We start from the raw sequence: 17,833 nt of genomic DNA on the forward strand, positions 1-17,833 counted from the left end.
CCCATGGTTCTCCTACTTCGTTCCGCCGGGTCCGCCGGAGCTACCGCCCGCGCCGCCCGCTGGTGAGCCGGGGGTGAAGCCCGGTCCAAGGAAAATGAATCCGCCGCCGTTGTATCGGGCGTTGGTGTCTTCGACCCGGATGCTGCACGGGTACCGGCCCTCGGGACCGACGGTGACGATATCGTCGGTGTAGCGCAGATACTCGGTGCCGCGATCGGACGCTCGTGCCTCGGGTGCGTGGTAGGCGGCGATATCGTCGGCCACGGACTTGGGTGACCCGCTGCATTCATACCGTCCGTTGCCGCCGTCGGCCGAGTACTGTCGGTAGGTTTCTCGCACGTGGTTGCGAACATCTTTGTTCTGCAACGCGATTCCGCCGATGAGTAACACCACTCCGAGTGTGCCCAGCAGTGCGGACACGCCGAACAGAGTGTTGCGCGTCATGGCCGCCAACGGCTTTCGGTGTGCACGATCATGCCGCCGGCACCGCGTTCTGGGTAGAGATGCCAGGTCTGCCACCGCCACCCGGCGCCGTCGGGCTCGGCACACAGAGCCGTCAGCGCGGCGTCGTCACCGGGGAAACACCCACCCAGCCAACCGGTCTCGAACTCGCAGCGCGAGCGCAGCTCGGCGGCGATGCGTCGGAAGGACTGCTCGTCGTGCCCGACGGTATCCGAACTCATGCGGTAGCCCTTGCGCTCCGTGGCGGCAGGCAGCTGTGTGCTGTCGTCGACATGGTGGCAGGAGACCTGCTCGGAGAACGTTCCGACGGTGACGATATGGGAGGCCCCGAGCACTCCCAGTACCAGATCGGCGCCGGTGGGGTGGGCCAGCGTCGCGCTGGCCAGGACATGCCGCGCCGGCGTATTCAGTGCGAGTCGCAGATTCGCGCCGCTGACATCGGCGGGTGGCACGTGGAGTCGGTGCAACGGCAACGCAGTGCCTACGTTCCGGCCGCGGGGGCCGGGTAGACGGTCAATTCGCCGGCCCGCACCCTGGTGCCATAGGACACTTCCCACGGCATCTCCGGTGCCCACCGCTCATAGCCGAGCTTGGCACCGTCGGGTCCGGTGTAATCGACGTAATCCATGTCCCCGCCGGCGGGTAGGCCGGTGGTGCCCTCGGTGGTGTACGAGGCTCGCCCGTTCTCCTCGACGGTGAACGTCAGGCCGTCGACGGTCACGCTGCTGCCCGGTTCTGCGGGCAGCCCCACCCGCTTGTGCCACCACATCAGTTCCAGTCGGCCCTCGTCCTCTTCGACGCTGAACCACACCGGCGGTTCATCGGCCTTGCCTTCCAAAAGGTGTTCCCACCAGACGAACGGGCCCTCGCGCAGCGTCACCGAACCGCGCACCACATAGTCGGTGCCGCCGTGGCTGATGATGGCACCCGGGCCGAGCTGTCGCGGTCCGAACGTGTCGGTCTGGGAGGCGAAGCGCATCGGATCCTCGCGCGCGGCAGGCTTCTTCGGCGTCTTGGGCCGGCTTCGCGCGACGAGGAAGACGATGACGGCAGCGAGGATGAGGACGATGGCCAGGACGATCAGCAGTTCTCCCACGCAAGACCTTTCATCGGATCACCGGCAGTCGGGACGCAATTCCACCGTAACAGCCAGGTGCACAGCCGACTCTCAGCTTTGTGTCGGCCCGGGTCAGCGCAGGATGGTCGCCACGATGCCGGCCAGATAGCCCAACCGGGCGACCTCCGACGGGCGGAAATCGGGGCCGCCCGCGCGACCCAGGAGCACCGCGGTGTGCGGGTCGCCCAGGGGGGCGGCCGCCAGTGCCATGTCGATATCGCGCCATATCTGCGGCACCCAGTCCGCTGTCGCATCGAGTGCCTCGGCGTGCTGCAGCGGCAGCCAGGGCGCGCTGGCCGCCTGGGTTTCCGGCGCGCCGGAACTTCCGACGACGCGCTGCACACCCTCGCCGGAGCCGTCGGAGCGGACCACGGTGCACCAGCCCACGCGTAGCACCTTGGGGGCCTCGTCGGCGAGAACCTGCAGCTTGTCGTGACGGCTGGTGGCGGCGGCAATGTGGTCGACGAGCTCGAGCTCGCGGTGTGCTTCCAGCAGCCCGGTGTGCGGGCGCACGCTGTCGACGTACACGCCCTTGATGTGTTCGGCGGCAGTGATCAGGGCGTCGGGCATGGCGCCGGGCGGCAGCTCGACGACCAGATCGTCGATCGCGTAACCGGCCCCGCGCTCGACCACGTCGAGGGACAGGATGTCGGCGCCGACCGAACCGAGGGCCACGGCAAGGGACCCGAGGCTGCCCGGTCGGTCCTCCAGCTGGACCCGCAGCAGATAAGACGGCACGGCGAACACCCTGTCACAGGCATCGGGCCGCGGCGATTCGGCCCGAGGGCCACGACTAGGCTTGAGCGCCGTGTCCCAGATTTCCCGAGACGAGGTCGCCCACCTGGCGCGCCTGGCCCGGCTCGCCCTGACCGACGGTGAACTCGACAGTTTCGCCGGCCAACTCGATGCGATCCTGGCCCATGTCGGCCAGATCCAGTCCGTCGACGTCACCGGCGTCCAGGCCACGGACAACCCGCTGACGAGCGTCAATGTGACCCGCCCGGACGCCGTGGTGGCCGGTCTGAGTCAGGACGAGGCGCTGGCTGCGGCGCCGCGTGCCGAGGACGGCCGCTTCGCCGTGCCGCGCATTCTGGGGGAGGCCGAGTAATGGGTGCCGAGCTCATCCGCGAAGACGCCGCCACGCTGGCCGCCAAGATCGCCGCCAAGGAGGTGTCCTCGACCGAGGTCACCCAGGCTCATCTTGACCAGATCGCCGCCACCGACGAGCGATACCACGCGTTCCTGCACGTGGGCGCCGAGCAGGCGCTGGCCGCGGCCGCCGAGGTGGACGCCAAGGTGACCGCCGGCGAGCAACTACCGTCCGCGCTGGCCGGGGTCCCGCTGGCGCTCAAGGACGTGTTCACCACGACCGATATGCCGACCACCTGCGGATCGAAGATCCTGGAGGGGTGGAACTCGCCCTACGACGCGACCGTCACAGCGCGGCTGCGTGCGGCCGGTATCCCGATCCTGGGCAAGACCAACATGGACGAGTTCGCGATGGGCAGCTCGACGGAGAACTCGGCCTTCGGTCCGACCCGCAACCCGTGGGACACCGATCGGGTGCCCGGCGGTTCCGGCGGAGGCAGCGCGGCCGCATTGGCCGCGTTCCAGGCGCCGTTGGCCATCGGGACCGACACCGGCGGCTCGATCCGGCAGCCGGCCGCGCTCACCTCGACAGTGGGCGTGAAGCCCACCTATGGCACGGTGAGCCGCTTCGGTCTGATCGCGTGTGCATCCTCGCTGGATCAGGGCGGGCCGTGTGCGCGCACCGTCCTGGACACCGCGCTGCTGCACCAGGTGATCGCTGGGCACGACCCGCGCGACTCCACCTCGGTCGACGTCCCGGTGCCCGATGTGGTGGCCGCCGCCCGCGCCGGCGCATCCGGTGACCTCAAGGGTGTGCGCGTCGGTGTGGTCAAGCAACTGCGCGGGGATGGCTACCAACCCGGCGTGCTGGAGTCGTTCAATACCGCCGTCGATCAGCTGACCGCGCTGGGCGCCGAAGTGATCGAGGTGGACTGCCCGCACTTCGACCATGCGATGGCCGCCTACTATCTGATCCTGCCTTCGGAGGTGTCCTCCAACCTGGCCCGCTTCGATGCGATGCGCTTCGGCTTGCGGGTCGGCGATGACGGCACCCACAGCGCCGAAGAGGTCATGGCGTTGACCCGGGCCGCCGGATTCGGCCCAGAAGTCAAGCGGCGCATCATGATCGGCACGTACGCGCTGTCGGCGGGATACTACGACGCCTACTACAACCAGGCGCAGAAGGTTCGCACGCTGATCGCCCGTGACCTTGAGCAGGCCTACGAGAAGGTGGATGTGCTGGCCACCCCGACGACACCGTCGACGGCGTTCCGGTTGGGGGAGAAGGTCGACGACCCGCTGGCCATGTACCTGTTCGACCTGTGCACGCTGCCGCTGAATCTGGCCGGGCACTGCGGGATGTCGGTGCCCTCGGGGCTGGCGGCCGAGGACAATCTGCCGGTCGGCCTGCAGATCATGGCTCCTGCGCACGCCGATGATCGGCTCTACCGCGTCGGCGCGGCCTATGAACAGGCGCGGGGCGCGCTGCCCACCGCGCTCTAGAGGGTCAGTCCAGGATCCGGCGCGCCACATTCGTGCTGACGAGATCGAGCAACTCGTCGGACCGGCCGGCCATGATGGTGCGGATCGCGTAGAGCGAGAAGCCCTTGGCCTGTTCGACGGTGATCGCCGGCGGGATGGACAGTTCCTGGCGCGCCGTCACCACATCGACGAGCGCCGGTCCGTCATGGGCGAAGGCATCGGTGAGTGCGCCCTCCAGGTCGCCGGGCTGCTCGACACGGCGACCGAACAATCCGAGCGACCGGGCGACGGCGGCGAAGTCCGGGTTGTGCAGGTCGGTGCCGAAGGTGACGATCCCGGCCGCCTTCATCTCCAACTCCACGAAGTTCAACGACGAGTTGTTGAACACGATCACCTTGACCGGCAGCCGGTTCTGCGACAGCGTGATGAGCTCGCCGAAGAGCATGGTCAGGCCACCGTCACCGGCGAAGGCCACCACCTGCCTGTCACGATCGACGGTCTGGGCGCCGATGGCCAACGGCAGCGCGCACGCCATGGTGCCGTGGTTGAACGAACCCAGCAGCCGGCGGCGGCCGTTCATGGTGAGATAACGCGCCGCCCAGACCACCGGTGAACCCACGTCGACGGTGAACACCGCGTCCTCGGCGGCAAGCCGGTTGGCAAGGGCGGCAAGGTGTTCGGGGCGGATTGGGGTGCGATCACGATCATTGGCCGCCAGCTCGTCGAGCCGGCGCCGGGTCTTGGCGTAATGCCGCAGGGAACGGTCCAGATGGGTCCGGTCGGTCTTCGCCGTCAGCAGCGGCGTCAACGCGGGCAGGGTATCGGCGACGGAACCGACAAGGGGCAGGTCGACGTGCGTGCGCCGACCGATGTTGCGGCCGCGGATGTCCAGCTGGATCACGACGGCGTTCTCGGGATAGAACTGCCGGTAGGGGAAGTCGGTGCCCAGCATCAGCAGGACCTCGGCCTCCTTGATGGCCTTGTAGCCCGAGGCAAAGCCGAGCAGGCCGGTCATCCCGACGTCGTAGGGATTGTCGTACTCGACGAATTCCTTGCCACGCAAGGCGTGCACGACGGGAGCCTGCAGGGTGGCGGCCAATCGGACGAGATCGTCGTGGGCCCCTTCGGCGCCCGCGCCCGCCAGTACCGTGATCTTGTCGGACCCATTGAGAATTGTTGCCGCGCGCTGCAATTCGTCATCGGTCGGACGAGTGATCGAATGGGTCGCCAAGACCGCGGCGACCCGGGCGTCGGTCTTGTGTAGGAACACCTCACCGGGGACCACGATGACGGCGACCCCGTTCTCGGCGATGGCCGCACGCATAGCCATCTCAAGTACCCTGGGCGCCGATTCGGCCGTGGTGACCAGCTCGCAGTACACACTGCACTCGCGGAACAGCTCCTGCGGGTGGGTTTCTTGGAAGTATTCGGAGCCGATCTCGGATTGCGGGATGTGCGCGGCGATGGCGAGCACCGGAACCCTGGAGCGCTGCGCGTCGAACAACCCGTTGATCAGATGCAGGTTCCCCGGACCACAACTGCCTGCGCACACGGCCAGTCGACCCGTCAGCGCCGCGTCGGCGGCCGCGGCGAAACCGGCTGCCTCCTCATGGCGTACGTGTTCCCAGCTGAAACCCTCGGCGCGTCTGATCGCATCGGTGAGCCCGTTGAGGCTGTCTCCGGGAAGACCGTAGATCCGCGAGACACCGCTGGCGTACAGGGTGGAGATGACGTGTTCGGCGACAGTCGTCATGCCATCACCCTAGGACGCGACGCGACGTGCCGCCGCGAAGTCATCAGTTCGATATGTCGATCAGCAGGAAGACCGCGGCCGCGGCGAAGACCGCGATGAAAACGGCCAGCGCGATCATGCTGACCACGGCGGTCGGCGTGAGCTTGTGGCGCGGTCGCGGTTCGGGTTCACCCAGACCGGAGGTCTGCGCCGAGTCCGGCGGCGTGTCACCGGGTAGGACACCGCCGCCTTGCTCGAGGCCGGGCACCCGGCGAGGGTCGGGGTCGGGGGGAACAGCGGTCATGGCTACTTTCGGTCGGTTATGTGGTCGGGCCGGATACCCCGGTGCCGGAATCTCACACGTTGTGCGGTGGCCGCGCCGCGGTGCGACGAAGCTGGCAAGATCATGTGCATGCGGATCGGAGTGCTGACCGGTGGCGGCGACTGTCCAGGCTTGAACGCGGTGATCAGGGCGGTGGTGCGAACCAGCGATGCGCGTTACGGCTCGTCGGTCGTCGGGTTTCTCGACGGCTGGCGGGGGCTGCTGGAGGACCGTCGCATCCAGCTCAAGAACGATGACCGCAACGACCGCCTGCTCGCCAAGGGCGGCACGATGCTCGGTACGGCGCGCACCAATCCGGACACACTGCGTGCCGGCCTGCCCCAGATCAAGCAGACGTTGGAGGACAACGGCATCGATGTGCTGATCCCGATCGGCGGGGAGGGCACCCTCACTGCGGCCAGCTGGCTGTCCGAAGAGGGCGTGCCGGTCGTGGGCGTGCCCAAGACGATCGACAACGATATCGATTGCACCGACGTCACTTTCGGTCACGACACGGCGCTGACCATCGCCACCGAGGCCATCGACCGGCTGCACAGCACCGCGGAGTCACATCAGCGGGTGATGCTGGTGGAGGTGATGGGCCGCCACGCGGGTTGGATCGCACTGAACGCGGGGCTGGCCTCCGGTGCGCACATGACCCTGATCCCCGAGCAGCCCTTCGATGTCGAAGAGGTGTGCCGGCTGGTGAAACAGCGCTTCCAGCGCGGGGATTCGCATTTCATCTGCGTCGTGGCCGAAGGCGCCAAGCCCGCCGAGGGCACGATGCAGTTGCGCAAGGGCGGCATGGACGAATTCGGGCACGAGAAGTTCACCGGGGTGGCTCAGCAGCTCGCCCTGGAGGTGGAGAAGCGCATCAAGAAAGATGTTCGCGTGACGGTCCTCGGCCATGTGCAGCGCGGGGGCACCCCGACCGCTTATGACCGGGTGCTGGCCACGCGCTTCGGGGTCAACGCCGCCGACGCCGCACACGCGGGTGAGTACGGGATGATGGTGTCCCTGCGTGGCCAGGACATCGGTCGGGTCTCGCTGGCCGATGCCACCCGTCAGCTCAAGCTGGTGCCGCAGAGCCGCTACGACGACGCGGCGGAATTCTTCGGTTGAGACCCGGGCCGAGCCTCGCGGCAGGCCGACGCCGGGCTGACACTAAAATCAGCTGTCATGACCACTTCTGTTGCTGAACTCGTCGACTACGACGACGTCATCGCCGAGTTCGACCCCGTGATGGGTATGGAAGTGCACGTCGAGCTGTCGACGGCGACCAAAATGTTCTGCCCCTGCGCCAACAAGTTCGGTGCTGATCCCAACACCCAGGTCTGCCCGGTGTGCCTCGGTCTGCCCGGCGCATTGCCGGTGCTCAACCAGGCCGCCGTCGAGTCGGCCATCCGAATCGGGCTGGCGCTCAACTGTGACATCGCGCCGTGGGGCCGGTTCGCCCGGAAGAACTACTTTTACCCGGACCAGCCCAAGAACTACCAGATCAGCCAGTACGACGAGCCGATCGCCGTCGACGGCTACCTGGACGTCCCGTTGGAGGACGGCAGCACCTGGCGCATCGAGATCGAGCGTGCGCACATGGAAGAGGACACCGGCAAGCTGACCCACCTTGGCAGCGACACCGGCCGCATCGCGGGTGCGACCACCTCGCTGGCCGACTTCAACCGCGCAGGCGTGCCGCTGATCGAGATCGTCACCAGGCCCATCGAGGGCACCGGTGAGCGCGCCCCGGAGATCGCCCGTGCCTACGTCACCGCGCTGCGCGACCTGTTGCGCGGTCTGGACGTCTCCGACGTGCGGATGGACCAGGGTTCGATGCGTTGCGATTCGAATGTGTCGCTGAAACCCAAGGGCAGCAGCGAATTCGGAACGCGTACCGAGACCAAGAACGTCAACTCGCTCAAGAGCGTCGAGGTCGCCGTCCGCTATGAGATGCGCCGCCAGGCCGCGGTGCTGAAATCCGGCGGCACGGTGACCCAGGAGACCCGGCACTTCCACGAGGACGGGTACACCACGGCCGGTCGCAGCAAGGAGACCGCGCAGGATTACCGGTATTTCCCCGAGCCCGATCTGGAGCCGGTGGCTCCGCCTGCCGAACTCGTGGAACGGCTGCGCGGCACCATTCCCGAATTGCCGTGGTTGGCGCGCAAGCGTGTTCAGCAGGAGTGGGGCATCTCCGACGAGGTGATGCGCGACCTGGTGAACAATGGTGCCATCGATCTGGTGGCCGCCACCGTGGCCAAGGGTGCCTCCAGCGAAGCCGCCCGCGCCTGGTGGGGCAACTTCCTGGTGCAGAAGGCCAACGAAAGCGCAGTGTCGGTCTCCGATCTCCCGATCACCCCGGCCCAGGTGGCCGCGGTGGTGAAGCTCGTCGACGACGGCAAGCTCTCCAACAAGCTGGCCCGCCAGGTCGTCGAGGGTGTGCTGGCCGGCGAAGGTGAGCCCGAGCAGGTGATGAACGATCGCGGACTGGTTGTGGTCCGCGACGACTCACTGATCCAGTCCGCCATCGATGAGGCGCTCGCCGCCCAACCCGATATCGCCGAGAAGATCCGCGGCGGAAAGGTGCAGGCCGCCGGCGCCATCGTGGGTGCGGTGATGAAGGCCACGAAGGGTCAGGCCGACGCCGCACGGGTGCGCGAACTGGTGCTGGCCGCCTGCTCCTGAGCGTGATCTCGGTGAGGTCACGTGCGCCTGCCGCACGCAACCTCACCGAAATCGCTACGTCTTGTCCGCGTTCTGGCGGGGGAATCCGCCGCCGGACGGGAACAACGGGAACACGACGTCGTCGAGCTTCTCGGCGTCGCCGGATGTCTTGTTGACCGTGGCGCCCCAGATGTTGCCGTCGGGGGAGACCGCCAGCGCCCAGGCATGACCGTGCTGGTCTTGCCGGACGACCTCAGGTTCGCCGGTGACCGCACCGGTTTCGGGCGCCAGCCGCAGCGCGACGGTCTGCTTGGTGTTCACCAGGTTGACCAGCACCGTGCCATCCAGCGCGGCGCAACCGGCGACACCGGGTCGGTCCGGCCACGTCCAGACCGTCGACACCACCGAGTCCTTGGTGATCTTCTGCATCCGGTCGGCCGACGGGGTGCGGTCGGTGACATAGAGCGCCCCGTCCGACGGGTCGACACACATGCCGCCGCCGGAACCCATGCCCGACAGGGCGGTGGTCGTCGGGGCCTGGTTCACCGTCGTCGGCTGCTCGATGCGCAGGACCTTGCCGGCCAGCGATGCGGGATCCGCCGCCTGGGCGGGATTGCCTGCGTCACCGGTCAGCACCAACAGCGTGGTGGGGCTGGTGAATTTGAGCGCGCCGGCATTACCGACCGCGCCCTTGGGGATGCCCGTCAGGATCGGCTTGGGGATGTCACCGTCGGCGATACGGATCACCCGGTTGTCGGTCGGGGTGCTGACATAGGCGTACATCAGTCGGTCCTGGGCGTAGGTCGGCGACTTGATGATGTCGAGCAGCCCGCCGTCACCGGCCGGGTCGACCGGGATGGTCAGCTTGACCACCGGTTCGGCCTTCGTCGAGACCTCCTTGACCACGCCCGTGGTGCGCTCGGCGACCAGCGCCGATTGACTGTCGCCGCCCATGATCAGGCCGCTGGTGCTCTCCAGGCAGCCCTGCATCACACCGGGCGCGGGGCAGGCCTTGGGGAATGGGGTCCCCGGCAGCGGCGGTGGTGGCTCCGGCTTGGTCTGGGGTGGGGGCGCCATCTGCGGCTCGGTGGTGAACGGCTGGGACTGTGCGTTGTCGAACCGCGCGCATCCTGAACCCACGAGCAGCACCGCGCACAGCACCGCGGCAATCCGCGTCGGTCCGGCCAATGTCATGCTGGCCAGGTTACGGATCGTCGCGCGGTGCGCGCCACGAAGGTCGGTCCAATGCCAGCGTGTCCGCACTCCACCCGGCAGATCCCGCGAACTGGAGTATCACAACTCGGCAACAGTGCAGATAAGGTACGTGGCGGACCGCGCCAATCCGTGGTTCTGCAGCAACTTGCCCCTACGCTTGATTTCGTGACCGCTGAACCGCAGAACATGACCGACTGGCAACGGCCCGCGTCGGCGCAGTTGGTCGACCCCGAAGACGATCTTCCCTCGTCGACCTACGGGGGCGATTTCGAGACCACCGCCATACCGCGATATGACACCGACGGCGGGGCCAAGGCGGACCAGTCCGGCTTTGCGCTGCTCAACGATCCCGAGCCGCTTCCCTATGTGTCGCCGGCCGCCCCCAATCCCTATGCCACCGCCCCGGCGGTCCCGACCGAGATCGGCCCGCACGATGCCGAACACCAGATCCGCATCGCGGGTCGCCGCGGCACCCTCGACCTGGGGCTGCTGGTACTGCGATTGGGCCTCGGCGCGCTGATGATCGTGCACGGCCTGCAGAAGGCGTTCGGCTGGTGGGGCGGTTCGGGCCTCGGCGGCTTCGAGGGATCGCTTTCGGAGCTGGGGTACCAGCACGCCGGGGTGCTCACCTATGTCGGAGCCGGTGCGCAGATCGGTGCCGGCCTGCTGCTGGTGCTGGGACTGTTCACTCCGCTGGCCGCCGCCGCTGCCCTGGCCTACCTCGTCAACGCCCTGCTGGCATCGATCGCCGCGCAGCAGAACATCGGCTTCGCCGACTTCGTGACCGCGACCGGTCTGGAGCATCAGGTGGTGCTGGTGCTCCTCGCGGCCGCACTGACGCTGACCGGCCCGGGCCGCTACGGTTTCGACGCCGGTCGCGGCTGGGCCCGCCGCCCCTTCGTCGGGTCGTTCCTGGCGTTGTTGCTCGGCGTGGGGCTGGGCATCGGCATGTGGGTGCTGCTCAACGGTGCCAACCCGCTGGCCTGATCTTCGCCTCGCGAACAGACGCGTGTACCCCCGAAAGTGGATCTTTTCGGGGGTACACGCGTCTGTTCGCGAGGAGGTCGAGACCTACTGATAGGGGTTGGGCACGCGGCCGTCGCTGGCCGCGGTCAGCAGCGGCAGCGTCGCGAATGTGACGGCGGGCAGGGTGATTTCGCTGCCATCTGTCAGTCGCGCCTTGGCCCAGGACGAGCGCGTGAACCGCAGTCCTTCGATATCGGTCCACGGCACCGTGGTGCTGCCCAGCATGGTCCGGGCGGTCACCTTGTCACGGTCGGCCACGGTGCGGTAGCGCGCGATCACCGCCGAGGCGAGCACCGGAACCGCGATCAGCACCCAGCTCCAGCTGGGCAGGGCGTAGATCAGCGCGAAGATCCCCAGCGTCATGAAACCGACGGCGATATGGGCCATCGGAGAGATACGGATGACGAGCGGGGCGGGCTGATTCACGCCGCATATTCTCGCATCGCCTCCCGTACCGCCCGCGGGGCGCGGGGGCAATTTGACCTTTGAGCAGTGCGGGGACTACCGTCGCAGCTTATGTACAACCCGGACGAGCTCGTAGTAATTGGTTGGCGCGTTGATGCCGCGCTAGCTCTCTGCCGGGCTTAGCCAACAGCATCGACGCGCCAACCCTCGTACAGCGGACTCCGCTGACGGGGGTTTTTTGCTGTCACAGGACAAAACACCTTCCCACCATCAGCCGTATCAACCAGAACCACAGAGGAAAAAGTGAGCGCACCCACCACGCGACCGCCGGAGCAGACGCAGCGCACCAATGGCGTCAAGGCCTCGACCAAGGCGGAGCAGAAGGCCAATGTTGTTGCCCCCGAGCAGATGACCGGTGCGCAGTCGGTCGTGCGGTCGCTCGAGGAGATCGGTGTCGAGGTGATCTTCGGTATCCCCGGTGGTGCGGTGCTCCCGGTCTACGACCCGCTCTATGACTCGGTGAAGCTGCGCCATGTGCTGGTGCGCCACGAACAGGGCGCCGGGCATGCCGCCAGCGGCTACGCGCACGCCACCGGCAAGGTCGGCGTCATGATGGCGACCTCGGGCCCGGGCGCGACCAACCTGGTCACCCCGCTGGCCGACGCGCAGATGGACTCGATCCCGGTGGTGGCCATCACCGGTCAGGTCGGTCGTAGCCTGATCGGCACCGACGCCTTCCAGGAAGCCGATATCACCGGCATGACGATGCCGATCACCAAGCACAACTTCCTGGTGCGCGACGGTGACGAGATCCCGCGTGTCATCGCGGAGGCCTTCCACATCGCGCAGTCCGGCCGTCCCGGCGCGGTGCTCGTCGACGTGCCGAAGGACATCCTGCAGGGTCAGTGCACGTTTGCCTGGCCGCCGGTGATGGATCTTCCCGGTTACAAGCCGAACACCAAGCCGCACAGCCGCCAGGTGCGCGAGGCCGCCAAACTGATCGCCGAGGCGCGCAAGCCGGTGCTCTACGTCGGCGGCGGCGTGATCCGCGGCGAGGCGACCGACGAACTGCTGGAACTGGCCGAGCTGACCGGAATCCCGGTGGTCACCACGCTGATGGCGCGCGGGGCGTTCCCGGACAGCCACCCCCAGCACATGGGCATGCCGGGTATGCACGGGTCGGTGTCCGCGGTGGCGGCGCTGCAGAAGAGCGATCTGCTCATCGCGCTGGGCACCCGTTTCGATGACCGGGTGACCGGCAAGTTGGACTCGTTCGCGCCCGACGCCAAGGTGATCCATGCCGATATCGACCCGGCCGAGATCGGCAAGAACCGGCACGCGGATGTGCCGATCGTCGGCGACGTGCGCCATGTCATCAACGATCTGCTCGACGTGCTGCGCCGCGAGGGCACCAACGCCGCATCGCTCAAGCTGGACAACTGGTGGGAGTACCTGTCGAGCATCAAGGCGACCTACCCGCTGAGCTACGGTCCGCAGAGCGACGGCAGCCTGAGCCCCGAGTACGTCATCGAGAAGCTGGGCCAGCTCGCCGGGCCCGAGGCTGTTTACGTCGCCGGCGTCGGGCAGCACCAGATGTGGGCGGCGCAGTTCGTCAAGTACGAGAACCCGAAGACGTGGCTGAACTCCGGTGGCCTGGGCACCATGGGCTACTCGGTGCCCGCGGCCATGGGCGCCAAGTTCGGTCGTCCCGAGGCCGAGGTCTGGGCGATCGACGGTGACGGCTGCTTCCAGATGACCAACCAGGAGCTGGCGACGTGTGCCATCGAGGGTGCACCCATCAAGGTGGCGTTGATCAACAACGGCAACCTGGGCATGGTGCGGCAGTGGCAGACGCTCTTCTACGAGGAGCGATACAGCCAGACCGATCTGGCCACGCACTCGCGCCGCATCCCGGATTTCGTCAAGCTCGCCGAGGCGCTCGGATGCGTCGGATTGCGTTGTGAGCGAGCCGAAGACGTCGAGTCGGTGATCCAGCAGGCTCGTGAGATCAACGACCGCCCGGTGGTCATCGACTTCATCGTCGGAGCCGACGCCCAGGTGTGGCCGATGGTGGCCGCAGGCACCAGCAACGACGAGATCCAGGCCGCACGCGGCATCCGCCCGCTGTTCGATTCCGAAGAGGGACACGCATGACCACCTCCACCCACACCCTGTCGGTGCTCGTCGAGGACAAGCCCGGTGTGCTGGCGCGCGTCGCCTCGCTGTTCTCCCGGCGTGGTTTCAACATCCAGAGCCTGGCCGTCGGCGCGACCGAGCAGAAGCACCTGTCCCGGATGACGATCGTCGTCCAGGTCGAGGACTTCCCGCTCGAGCAGGTCACCAAGCAGCTGAACAAGCTGATCAACGTGATCAAGATCGTCGAGCAGGACGAGGAACAGTCGGTCTCGCGCGAGCTGGCGCTGATCAAGGTGCGCACCGACGCGGCCACCCGCAGCCAGGTTATCGAAGCGGTTAATCTATTCCGGGCCAAAGTGGTGGACGTGTCCACCGAGTCACTGACCATCGAGGCCACCGGTACCCCGGAGAAGCTCGAAGCGTTCCTGCGAGTGCTCGAACCGTACGGGATCCGGGAGATCGTGCAGTCCGGGATCGTGTCGCTGGCGCGTGGGCCGCGCGGCATCGGTACTGCCAAATAGCTTTCATACGAGAAACAAACAGAAGGAAAATCCAACGTGGCAATCGAACTGTTCTACGACGACGACGCGGATCTGTCGATCATCCAGGGCCGCAAGGTCGCGGTGATCGGCTATGGCAGCCAGGGCCATGCCCACTCGCTGTCGCTGCGCGACTCGGGCGTGCAGGTCAAGGTCGGCCTCAAGGAAGGCTCGAAGTCCCGCGCCAAGGTCGAAGAGCAGGGCCTGGAGGTCGACACCCCGGCCGAGGTCGCCAAGTGGGCCGACGTGATCATGGTGCTCGCCCCCGACACCGCGCAGGCCGAGATCTTCAAGAACGACATCGAGCCCAACCTGGAAGACGGCAACGCGCTGTTCTTCGGGCACGGCCTGAACATCCACTTCGGGCTGATCAAGCCTGCGGAGAACATCACCGTCGGCATGGTTGCCCCGAAGGGGCCCGGCCACCTGGTGCGTCGGCAGTTCGTCGACGGCAAGGGTGTGCCGGCGCTGATCGCCATCGCCCAGGATCCCAAGGGTGAGGGTCAGGCGCTGGCGCTGTCGTACGCCGCCGCCATCGGTGGTGCACGTGCCGGCGTCATCAAGACCACGTTCAAGGAAGAGACCGAGACCGACCTGTTCGGTGAGCAGGCCGTGCTGTGCGGCGGCACCGAGGAACTGATCAAGGCCGGTTTCGAGGTCATGGTCGAGGCCGGCTACGCCCCGGAGATGGCCTACTTCGAGGTGCTGCACGAGCTCAAGCTGATCGTCGACCTGATCTACGAAGGCGGCATCGCCCGGATGAACTACTCGGTGTCCGACACCGCCGAGTTCGGTGGCTACATCTCCGGCCCGCGCGTCATCGACGCCGATACCAAGGACCGGATGCGCGCCATCCTCAAGGACATCCAGGACGGTTCCTTCGTCAAGCGCCTGGTGGCCAATGTCGAGAACGGCAACACCGAGCTCGAGGGCCTGCGCAAGGAGAACGCCGAGCATCCCATCGAGGTCACCGGCAAGAAGCTGCGCGATCTGATGAGCTGGGTCGATCGGCCGATCACCGAAACCGCCTAGCCAAACGCCCACTGGCCAGTTATTGCACGCCGAGCACAAAATGGCGTGCAATAACTGGCCTTTCGGCACTCATGGGTGACCTGACTCGCAGGTCGCCGTCCGTCACGTCTTCTTCGGGTCGTGCCCCCAGTTCATCAGCGAGTATCGCCAGGCGCTGTCCTCGATATCACCCTTGGGACGCTGAGCCAGATGGCGGCGGCAGTAGCCGACCACCTTGCGCATGTGCTTGTAGTCGTCGTCGGACAGGTCGGACTTCTTCGATTTCAGTATCGAGACGATGTGGCGTCCGCTCTCGTGCCCGGTCGATTCGCCGCCATCCTTCTTCTGCCCGACATCCTTGGAGTCATCGGATTTCAGCCACTTCTCCAGCTCGGTGGCCGTCATGTTGACGACGTCCTCGAACTCCTTGTAGGTGCTCTCGTTGTCGTCGCTCATGGGGTGGCCTCGTGCCCTTTTCGCCCCTTGGTTCGCCGGTTCTCCTTCATCTCCGCCTCGAACACGTGGCGACGGCCGTCCATCAGCTCGTCCCTGACTCGTTTCTCGTGTTCGCGCAGCAGCGACCAGTAGTCGTCGTCGAATTCCTCCATGATCTGGAATGTCCACCGCCCCTGCAGGACATTCCGCCCGACCATGTCCTCGGCGAGGCGGTCGGCGATGTCGGCGTGTCCAGCATCGCGCAGGGCGTCGGCGGCTTCGCCGAGCAACAGGTCGGCATGGCCCATCAGTTGGTGGAACGAGTAGAGGTGCCCGCGCGCCCGCTCGACGTACTCCAGCGCCTCGGAGACCTTTCCGACGGCCTCGACGGTCTCATCGGAGGCACCCTCGGGGCGGGAGTGCGCGGCGTCGACCGATTTCACGACGACCGCTTCTTCAGCGATTCCGGCTTGTGCACGGCATCCTTACCGGTCTTGTCGCTGCGCACCTTGTACTGCGGTTCGTCCTTGCTGGCACGCACCGTCCGGCCGGCCGTCTCGGTGTCCGAGGTGATCTTCTTCTCCACGGTGCCCGGAACGGTGTTGCCGTGGCTCTGCCAGGACACCTTGTCACCCTTTTTCAACTCTTTGCTCATGCAGGGCGGTGTACCCGGGCGCGTGACGTCTCACTCACGGAGACAGCGGCGGAAGCTCCCGGATCCCGAACTCGCGCTTGAGCACCGTCCGTGCGGCGTAGTACCCGGCCATCCCGTGCACGCCACCACCCGGGGGAGCCGCCGACGAGCACAGGTATGCCTTGGGAATCGGGGTGGACCACGGATTCCAGCGTGGGGTCGGCCCGGCGATCGCGCTGCGCATGTTGTTGCCACCGACTCCGATGTCACCGCCGACCAGGTTCGCGTTGTGGTCGGCCAGCCGAGAAGCCGGCACGCTGCGCACCGCCACGATGATGTCGCGGAACCCCGGTGCGAAGCGCTCGAAGATGTCGGTGACGGCATCGGCCATGTCGACCGAGGACCCGGACGGCACATGCGCATACGCCCACAGGGGCCGGCGTCCCTGTGTATCGATCCGGCCCGGGTCGGCCAGGTGCGGCACGGCGGCCAGCACCATCGGCCATTGCGCATGACGTCCGGCGGCGATCTCCTTCTCGGCCAGTGCCATCTGTGCCCGGCCACCGCCGAGGTGCAGGGTGGGTGCCTTGGCTAATCGCGGATCGCGCCACGGGATCTCGCCGGAGAGGACGAAGTCCACCTTGGCCACACCGGGGCCGTAAGTGTAGTGCCGCAACGCCTTTGCATAACGCGGCGGCATCGCGGTGCCGTAGATCGACAACAAAGCCGTCGGCGCGGTGTCGTAGAGGACCACGCCGCCCGGTGGTGTGGTGACCTTCTCGCCGAGGATCAATTCCCCGCTGTGATCCAGCAGATCGGCGATCAGCGCGTCGGGGATGGCCTGAGATCCACCGACCGGGATCGGCCAGCCCACCGAGTGTCCGAGGGTGGCCAGCATCAGCCCGGCGCCCGCGGCGACCAATGAGGGCATCTGCGAAATCGTGTGCGCCGCAACGCCGGTGAACAATGCCCTGGCGTCTTCGCCCCGCAGGGTGTTCCACAGTGGGCCGCCCTGCAGCAGTAGCCGCGGCGCCACCTGCAGTGCGGCGGGAATCGAGGGCGGAAGGGAACGCTTGTCGCCGAGGATCAGCCCGACGACGTCCTTGCTGTCGGCGGCCAGCGGACCGAGCAGCTTCTTCCACGAGGCACCGTCGGACAGTTCGTCGGCGGTGCGGTCGATGTCGTGGTATCCGATCGCGGCGGGACCGTCCGGGAGTGGATTGGCATACGCGATCTCGGGCACCGCCAACCGGACGCCGCGCGCCGGGAGGTCATAGGCGGCGAAGAACGGTGATGCCAGCGCCAGTGGATGCACTGCCGAACAGATGTCGTGCGTGACGCCGGAGTACTCGGGGTCGGGCAGTGTGCGGGCGCCGCCGCCCGCGGTCGACTGTTCCTCGATGACCCGCACGGACAGGCCCGCGCGGGCCAGGATGACAGCTGCGGTCAGCCCGTTGGGGCCGCTTCCGACGACGGTGACGTCCACGCCACCAGTAGACAACATCGCCCGGTGTGTCTGCTCGTTTCGGTGCCCGCCATTCGGGACTGTGGTAGCGCCGGGCCACCG

At 66.9% G+C, this 17,833-nt stretch carries 20 protein-coding genes; 8 read left to right on the forward strand and 12 right to left on the reverse strand.

What is annotated here, in order from left to right:
- Positions 1–12 precede the first annotated feature (12 nt).
- The 4 genes from PGN27_RS23260 to PGN27_RS23275 form a co-directional block, all read right to left on the reverse strand.
- Complete coding sequence (locus tag PGN27_RS23260) at positions 13–444, reverse strand: DUF4247 domain-containing protein (protein WP_335328240.1); 432 nt, start codon at positions 442–444, stop codon at positions 13–15.
- Positions 441–935: a DUF2617 family protein gene (locus PGN27_RS23265; protein WP_335328241.1), complete on the reverse strand. Its 495-nt coding sequence runs from the start codon at positions 933–935 to the stop codon at positions 441–443. The genes PGN27_RS23260 and PGN27_RS23265 overlap by 4 nt, the downstream gene beginning before the upstream one ends.
- Before the next feature lie 8 nt (positions 936–943).
- Complete coding sequence (locus tag PGN27_RS23270) at positions 944–1,558, reverse strand: DUF4178 domain-containing protein (RefSeq protein WP_335328242.1); 615 nt, start codon at positions 1,556–1,558, stop codon at positions 944–946.
- Positions 1,559–1,651: 93 nt separating this feature from the next.
- Positions 1,652–2,326, reverse strand: coding sequence for an ACT domain-containing protein (locus PGN27_RS23275; protein ID WP_335328243.1), 675 nt, complete (start codon positions 2,324–2,326; stop codon positions 1,652–1,654).
- A 61-nt stretch (positions 2,327–2,387) separates the two neighbouring features.
- Between PGN27_RS23275 and gatC the strand changes: the two genes are divergently transcribed.
- Both gatC and gatA read left to right on the forward strand, forming a co-directional pair.
- On the forward strand, positions 2,388–2,687 hold the full coding sequence (gene gatC, locus PGN27_RS23280; protein WP_241472592.1) for an Asp-tRNA(Asn)/Glu-tRNA(Gln) amidotransferase subunit GatC: 300 nt from the start codon (positions 2,388–2,390) through the stop codon (positions 2,685–2,687).
- On the forward strand, positions 2,687–4,171 hold the full coding sequence (gatA, locus tag PGN27_RS23285) for an Asp-tRNA(Asn)/Glu-tRNA(Gln) amidotransferase subunit GatA (RefSeq protein ID WP_335328244.1): 1,485 nt from the start codon (positions 2,687–2,689) through the stop codon (positions 4,169–4,171). Before gatC ends, gatA begins: the two co-directional genes overlap by 1 nt.
- Positions 4,172–4,175: 4 nt before the next feature.
- Here gatA and poxB read toward each other — a convergent pair whose 3' ends face one another.
- Together poxB and PGN27_RS23295 are read right to left on the reverse strand one after the other, a co-directional pair.
- Entirely contained in the window at positions 4,176–5,903 is a 1,728-nt protein-coding gene (gene poxB, locus PGN27_RS23290) for a ubiquinone-dependent pyruvate dehydrogenase (RefSeq protein WP_335328245.1), read from the reverse strand.
- Positions 5,904–5,946: 43 nt separating this feature from the next.
- The gene (locus PGN27_RS23295) at positions 5,947–6,186 is read right to left on the reverse strand and encodes a DUF6480 family protein (RefSeq protein WP_335328246.1); all 240 of its coding nucleotides are present in this window, start codon (positions 6,184–6,186) and stop codon (positions 5,947–5,949) included.
- 108 nt (positions 6,187–6,294) lie between these two features.
- Here PGN27_RS23295 and PGN27_RS23300 point away from each other — a divergent pair, with 108 nt between their 5' ends.
- Entirely contained in the window at positions 6,295–7,326 is a 1,032-nt protein-coding gene (locus tag PGN27_RS23300) for an ATP-dependent 6-phosphofructokinase (RefSeq protein ID WP_335328247.1), read from the forward strand.
- 57 nt (positions 7,327–7,383) lie between these two features.
- Positions 7,384–8,886 carry an Asp-tRNA(Asn)/Glu-tRNA(Gln) amidotransferase subunit GatB gene (gatB, locus tag PGN27_RS23305; protein WP_335328248.1) on the forward strand — a complete coding sequence of 501 codons (1,503 nt, stop codon included), beginning with the start codon at positions 7,384–7,386 and terminating at the stop codon, positions 8,884–8,886.
- Positions 8,887–8,940: 54 nt separating this feature from the next.
- On the opposite strand, the gene PGN27_RS23310 is transcribed toward gatB, so the two are convergent.
- The gene (locus tag PGN27_RS23310) at positions 8,941–10,059 is read right to left on the reverse strand and encodes a PQQ-dependent sugar dehydrogenase (protein WP_335328249.1); all 1,119 of its coding nucleotides are present in this window, start codon (positions 10,057–10,059) and stop codon (positions 8,941–8,943) included.
- 186 nt (positions 10,060–10,245) lie between these two features.
- Between PGN27_RS23310 and PGN27_RS23315 the strand changes: the two genes are divergently transcribed.
- Complete coding sequence (locus PGN27_RS23315) at positions 10,246–11,067, forward strand: DoxX family membrane protein (RefSeq protein WP_418888636.1); 822 nt, start codon at positions 10,246–10,248, stop codon at positions 11,065–11,067.
- An 84-nt stretch (positions 11,068–11,151) separates the two neighbouring features.
- Here the strand turns inward: PGN27_RS23315 and PGN27_RS23320 are convergent, their stop codons facing one another.
- A complete protein-coding gene (locus tag PGN27_RS23320) occupies positions 11,152–11,532 on the reverse strand; it encodes a PH domain-containing protein (protein ID WP_418888637.1) in 381 nt (126 codons plus the stop codon).
- Positions 11,533–11,814: 282 nt separating this feature from the next.
- Here PGN27_RS23320 and PGN27_RS23325 point away from each other — a divergent pair, with 282 nt between their 5' ends.
- The 3 genes from PGN27_RS23325 to ilvC are packed head-to-tail and all read left to right on the forward strand — an operon-like array spanning position 11,815 to position 15,218.
- Complete coding sequence (locus PGN27_RS23325) at positions 11,815–13,665, forward strand: acetolactate synthase large subunit (RefSeq protein WP_030135748.1); 1,851 nt, start codon at positions 11,815–11,817, stop codon at positions 13,663–13,665.
- The gene (ilvN, locus tag PGN27_RS23330; protein ID WP_030135747.1) at positions 13,662–14,168 is read left to right on the forward strand and encodes an acetolactate synthase small subunit; all 507 of its coding nucleotides are present in this window, start codon (positions 13,662–13,664) and stop codon (positions 14,166–14,168) included. Before PGN27_RS23325 ends, ilvN begins: the two co-directional genes overlap by 4 nt.
- Positions 14,169–14,204: 36 nt before the next feature.
- Positions 14,205–15,218, forward strand: coding sequence for a ketol-acid reductoisomerase (gene ilvC / locus PGN27_RS23335; protein ID WP_030135746.1), 1,014 nt, complete (start codon positions 14,205–14,207; stop codon positions 15,216–15,218).
- Positions 15,219–15,320: 102 nt separating this feature from the next.
- Here ilvC and PGN27_RS23340 read toward each other — a convergent pair whose 3' ends face one another.
- From PGN27_RS23340 to PGN27_RS23355, 4 genes are read right to left on the reverse strand one after another with little or no spacing between them, the layout of a single operon-like run.
- Positions 15,321–15,653 carry a DUF3140 domain-containing protein gene (locus PGN27_RS23340; protein WP_335328250.1) on the reverse strand — a complete coding sequence of 111 codons (333 nt, stop codon included), beginning with the start codon at positions 15,651–15,653 and terminating at the stop codon, positions 15,321–15,323.
- Positions 15,650–16,075, reverse strand: coding sequence for a hypothetical protein (locus PGN27_RS23345; RefSeq protein ID WP_335328251.1), 426 nt, complete (start codon positions 16,073–16,075; stop codon positions 15,650–15,652). The genes PGN27_RS23340 and PGN27_RS23345 overlap by 4 nt, the downstream gene beginning before the upstream one ends.
- Positions 16,072–16,287: a hypervirulence associated TUDOR domain-containing protein gene (locus tag PGN27_RS23350; RefSeq protein ID WP_030135743.1), complete on the reverse strand. Its 216-nt coding sequence runs from the start codon at positions 16,285–16,287 to the stop codon at positions 16,072–16,074. Before PGN27_RS23350 ends, PGN27_RS23345 begins: the two co-directional genes overlap by 4 nt.
- Positions 16,288–16,321: 34 nt before the next feature.
- Positions 16,322–17,770 (reverse strand): phytoene desaturase family protein, encoded by a 1,449-nt coding sequence (locus PGN27_RS23355; RefSeq protein ID WP_335328252.1) that lies wholly within the window; start codon positions 17,768–17,770, stop codon positions 16,322–16,324.
- Positions 17,771–17,833 lie beyond the last annotated feature (63 nt).

This window comes from Mycolicibacterium neoaurum, from assembly GCF_036946495.1.
GTDB classification, from domain to species: domain Bacteria; phylum Actinomycetota; class Actinomycetes; order Mycobacteriales; family Mycobacteriaceae; genus Mycobacterium; species Mycobacterium neoaurum_B.

Excerpts from the sequence above, each read along its gene's own strand:
- PGN27_RS23260 (WP_335328240.1), bottom strand. The coding sequence starts at position 444 with ATGACGCGCAACACTCTGTTCGGCGTGTCCGCACTGCTGGGCACACTC.
- gatA (WP_335328244.1), top strand. The coding sequence starts at position 2,687 with ATGGGTGCCGAGCTCATCCGCGAAGACGCCGCCACGCTGGCCGCCAAG.
- poxB (WP_335328245.1), bottom strand. The coding sequence starts at position 5,903 with ATGACGACTGTCGCCGAACACGTCATCTCCACCCTGTACGCCAGCGGT.
- PGN27_RS23295 (WP_335328246.1), bottom strand. The coding sequence starts at position 6,186 with ATGACCGCTGTTCCCCCCGACCCCGACCCTCGCCGGGTGCCCGGCCTC.
- PGN27_RS23300 (WP_335328247.1), top strand. The coding sequence starts at position 6,295 with ATGCGGATCGGAGTGCTGACCGGTGGCGGCGACTGTCCAGGCTTGAAC.
- gatB (WP_335328248.1), top strand. The coding sequence starts at position 7,384 with ATGACCACTTCTGTTGCTGAACTCGTCGACTACGACGACGTCATCGCC.
- PGN27_RS23310 (WP_335328249.1), bottom strand. The coding sequence starts at position 10,059 with ATGACATTGGCCGGACCGACGCGGATTGCCGCGGTGCTGTGCGCGGTG.
- ilvN (WP_030135747.1), top strand. The coding sequence starts at position 13,662 with ATGACCACCTCCACCCACACCCTGTCGGTGCTCGTCGAGGACAAGCCC.
- PGN27_RS23340 (WP_335328250.1), bottom strand. The coding sequence starts at position 15,653 with ATGAGCGACGACAACGAGAGCACCTACAAGGAGTTCGAGGACGTCGTC.
- PGN27_RS23350 (WP_030135743.1), bottom strand. The coding sequence starts at position 16,287 with ATGAGCAAAGAGTTGAAAAAGGGTGACAAGGTGTCCTGGCAGAGCCAC.
- PGN27_RS23355 (WP_335328252.1), bottom strand. The coding sequence starts at position 17,770 with ATGTTGTCTACTGGTGGCGTGGACGTCACCGTCGTCGGAAGCGGCCCC.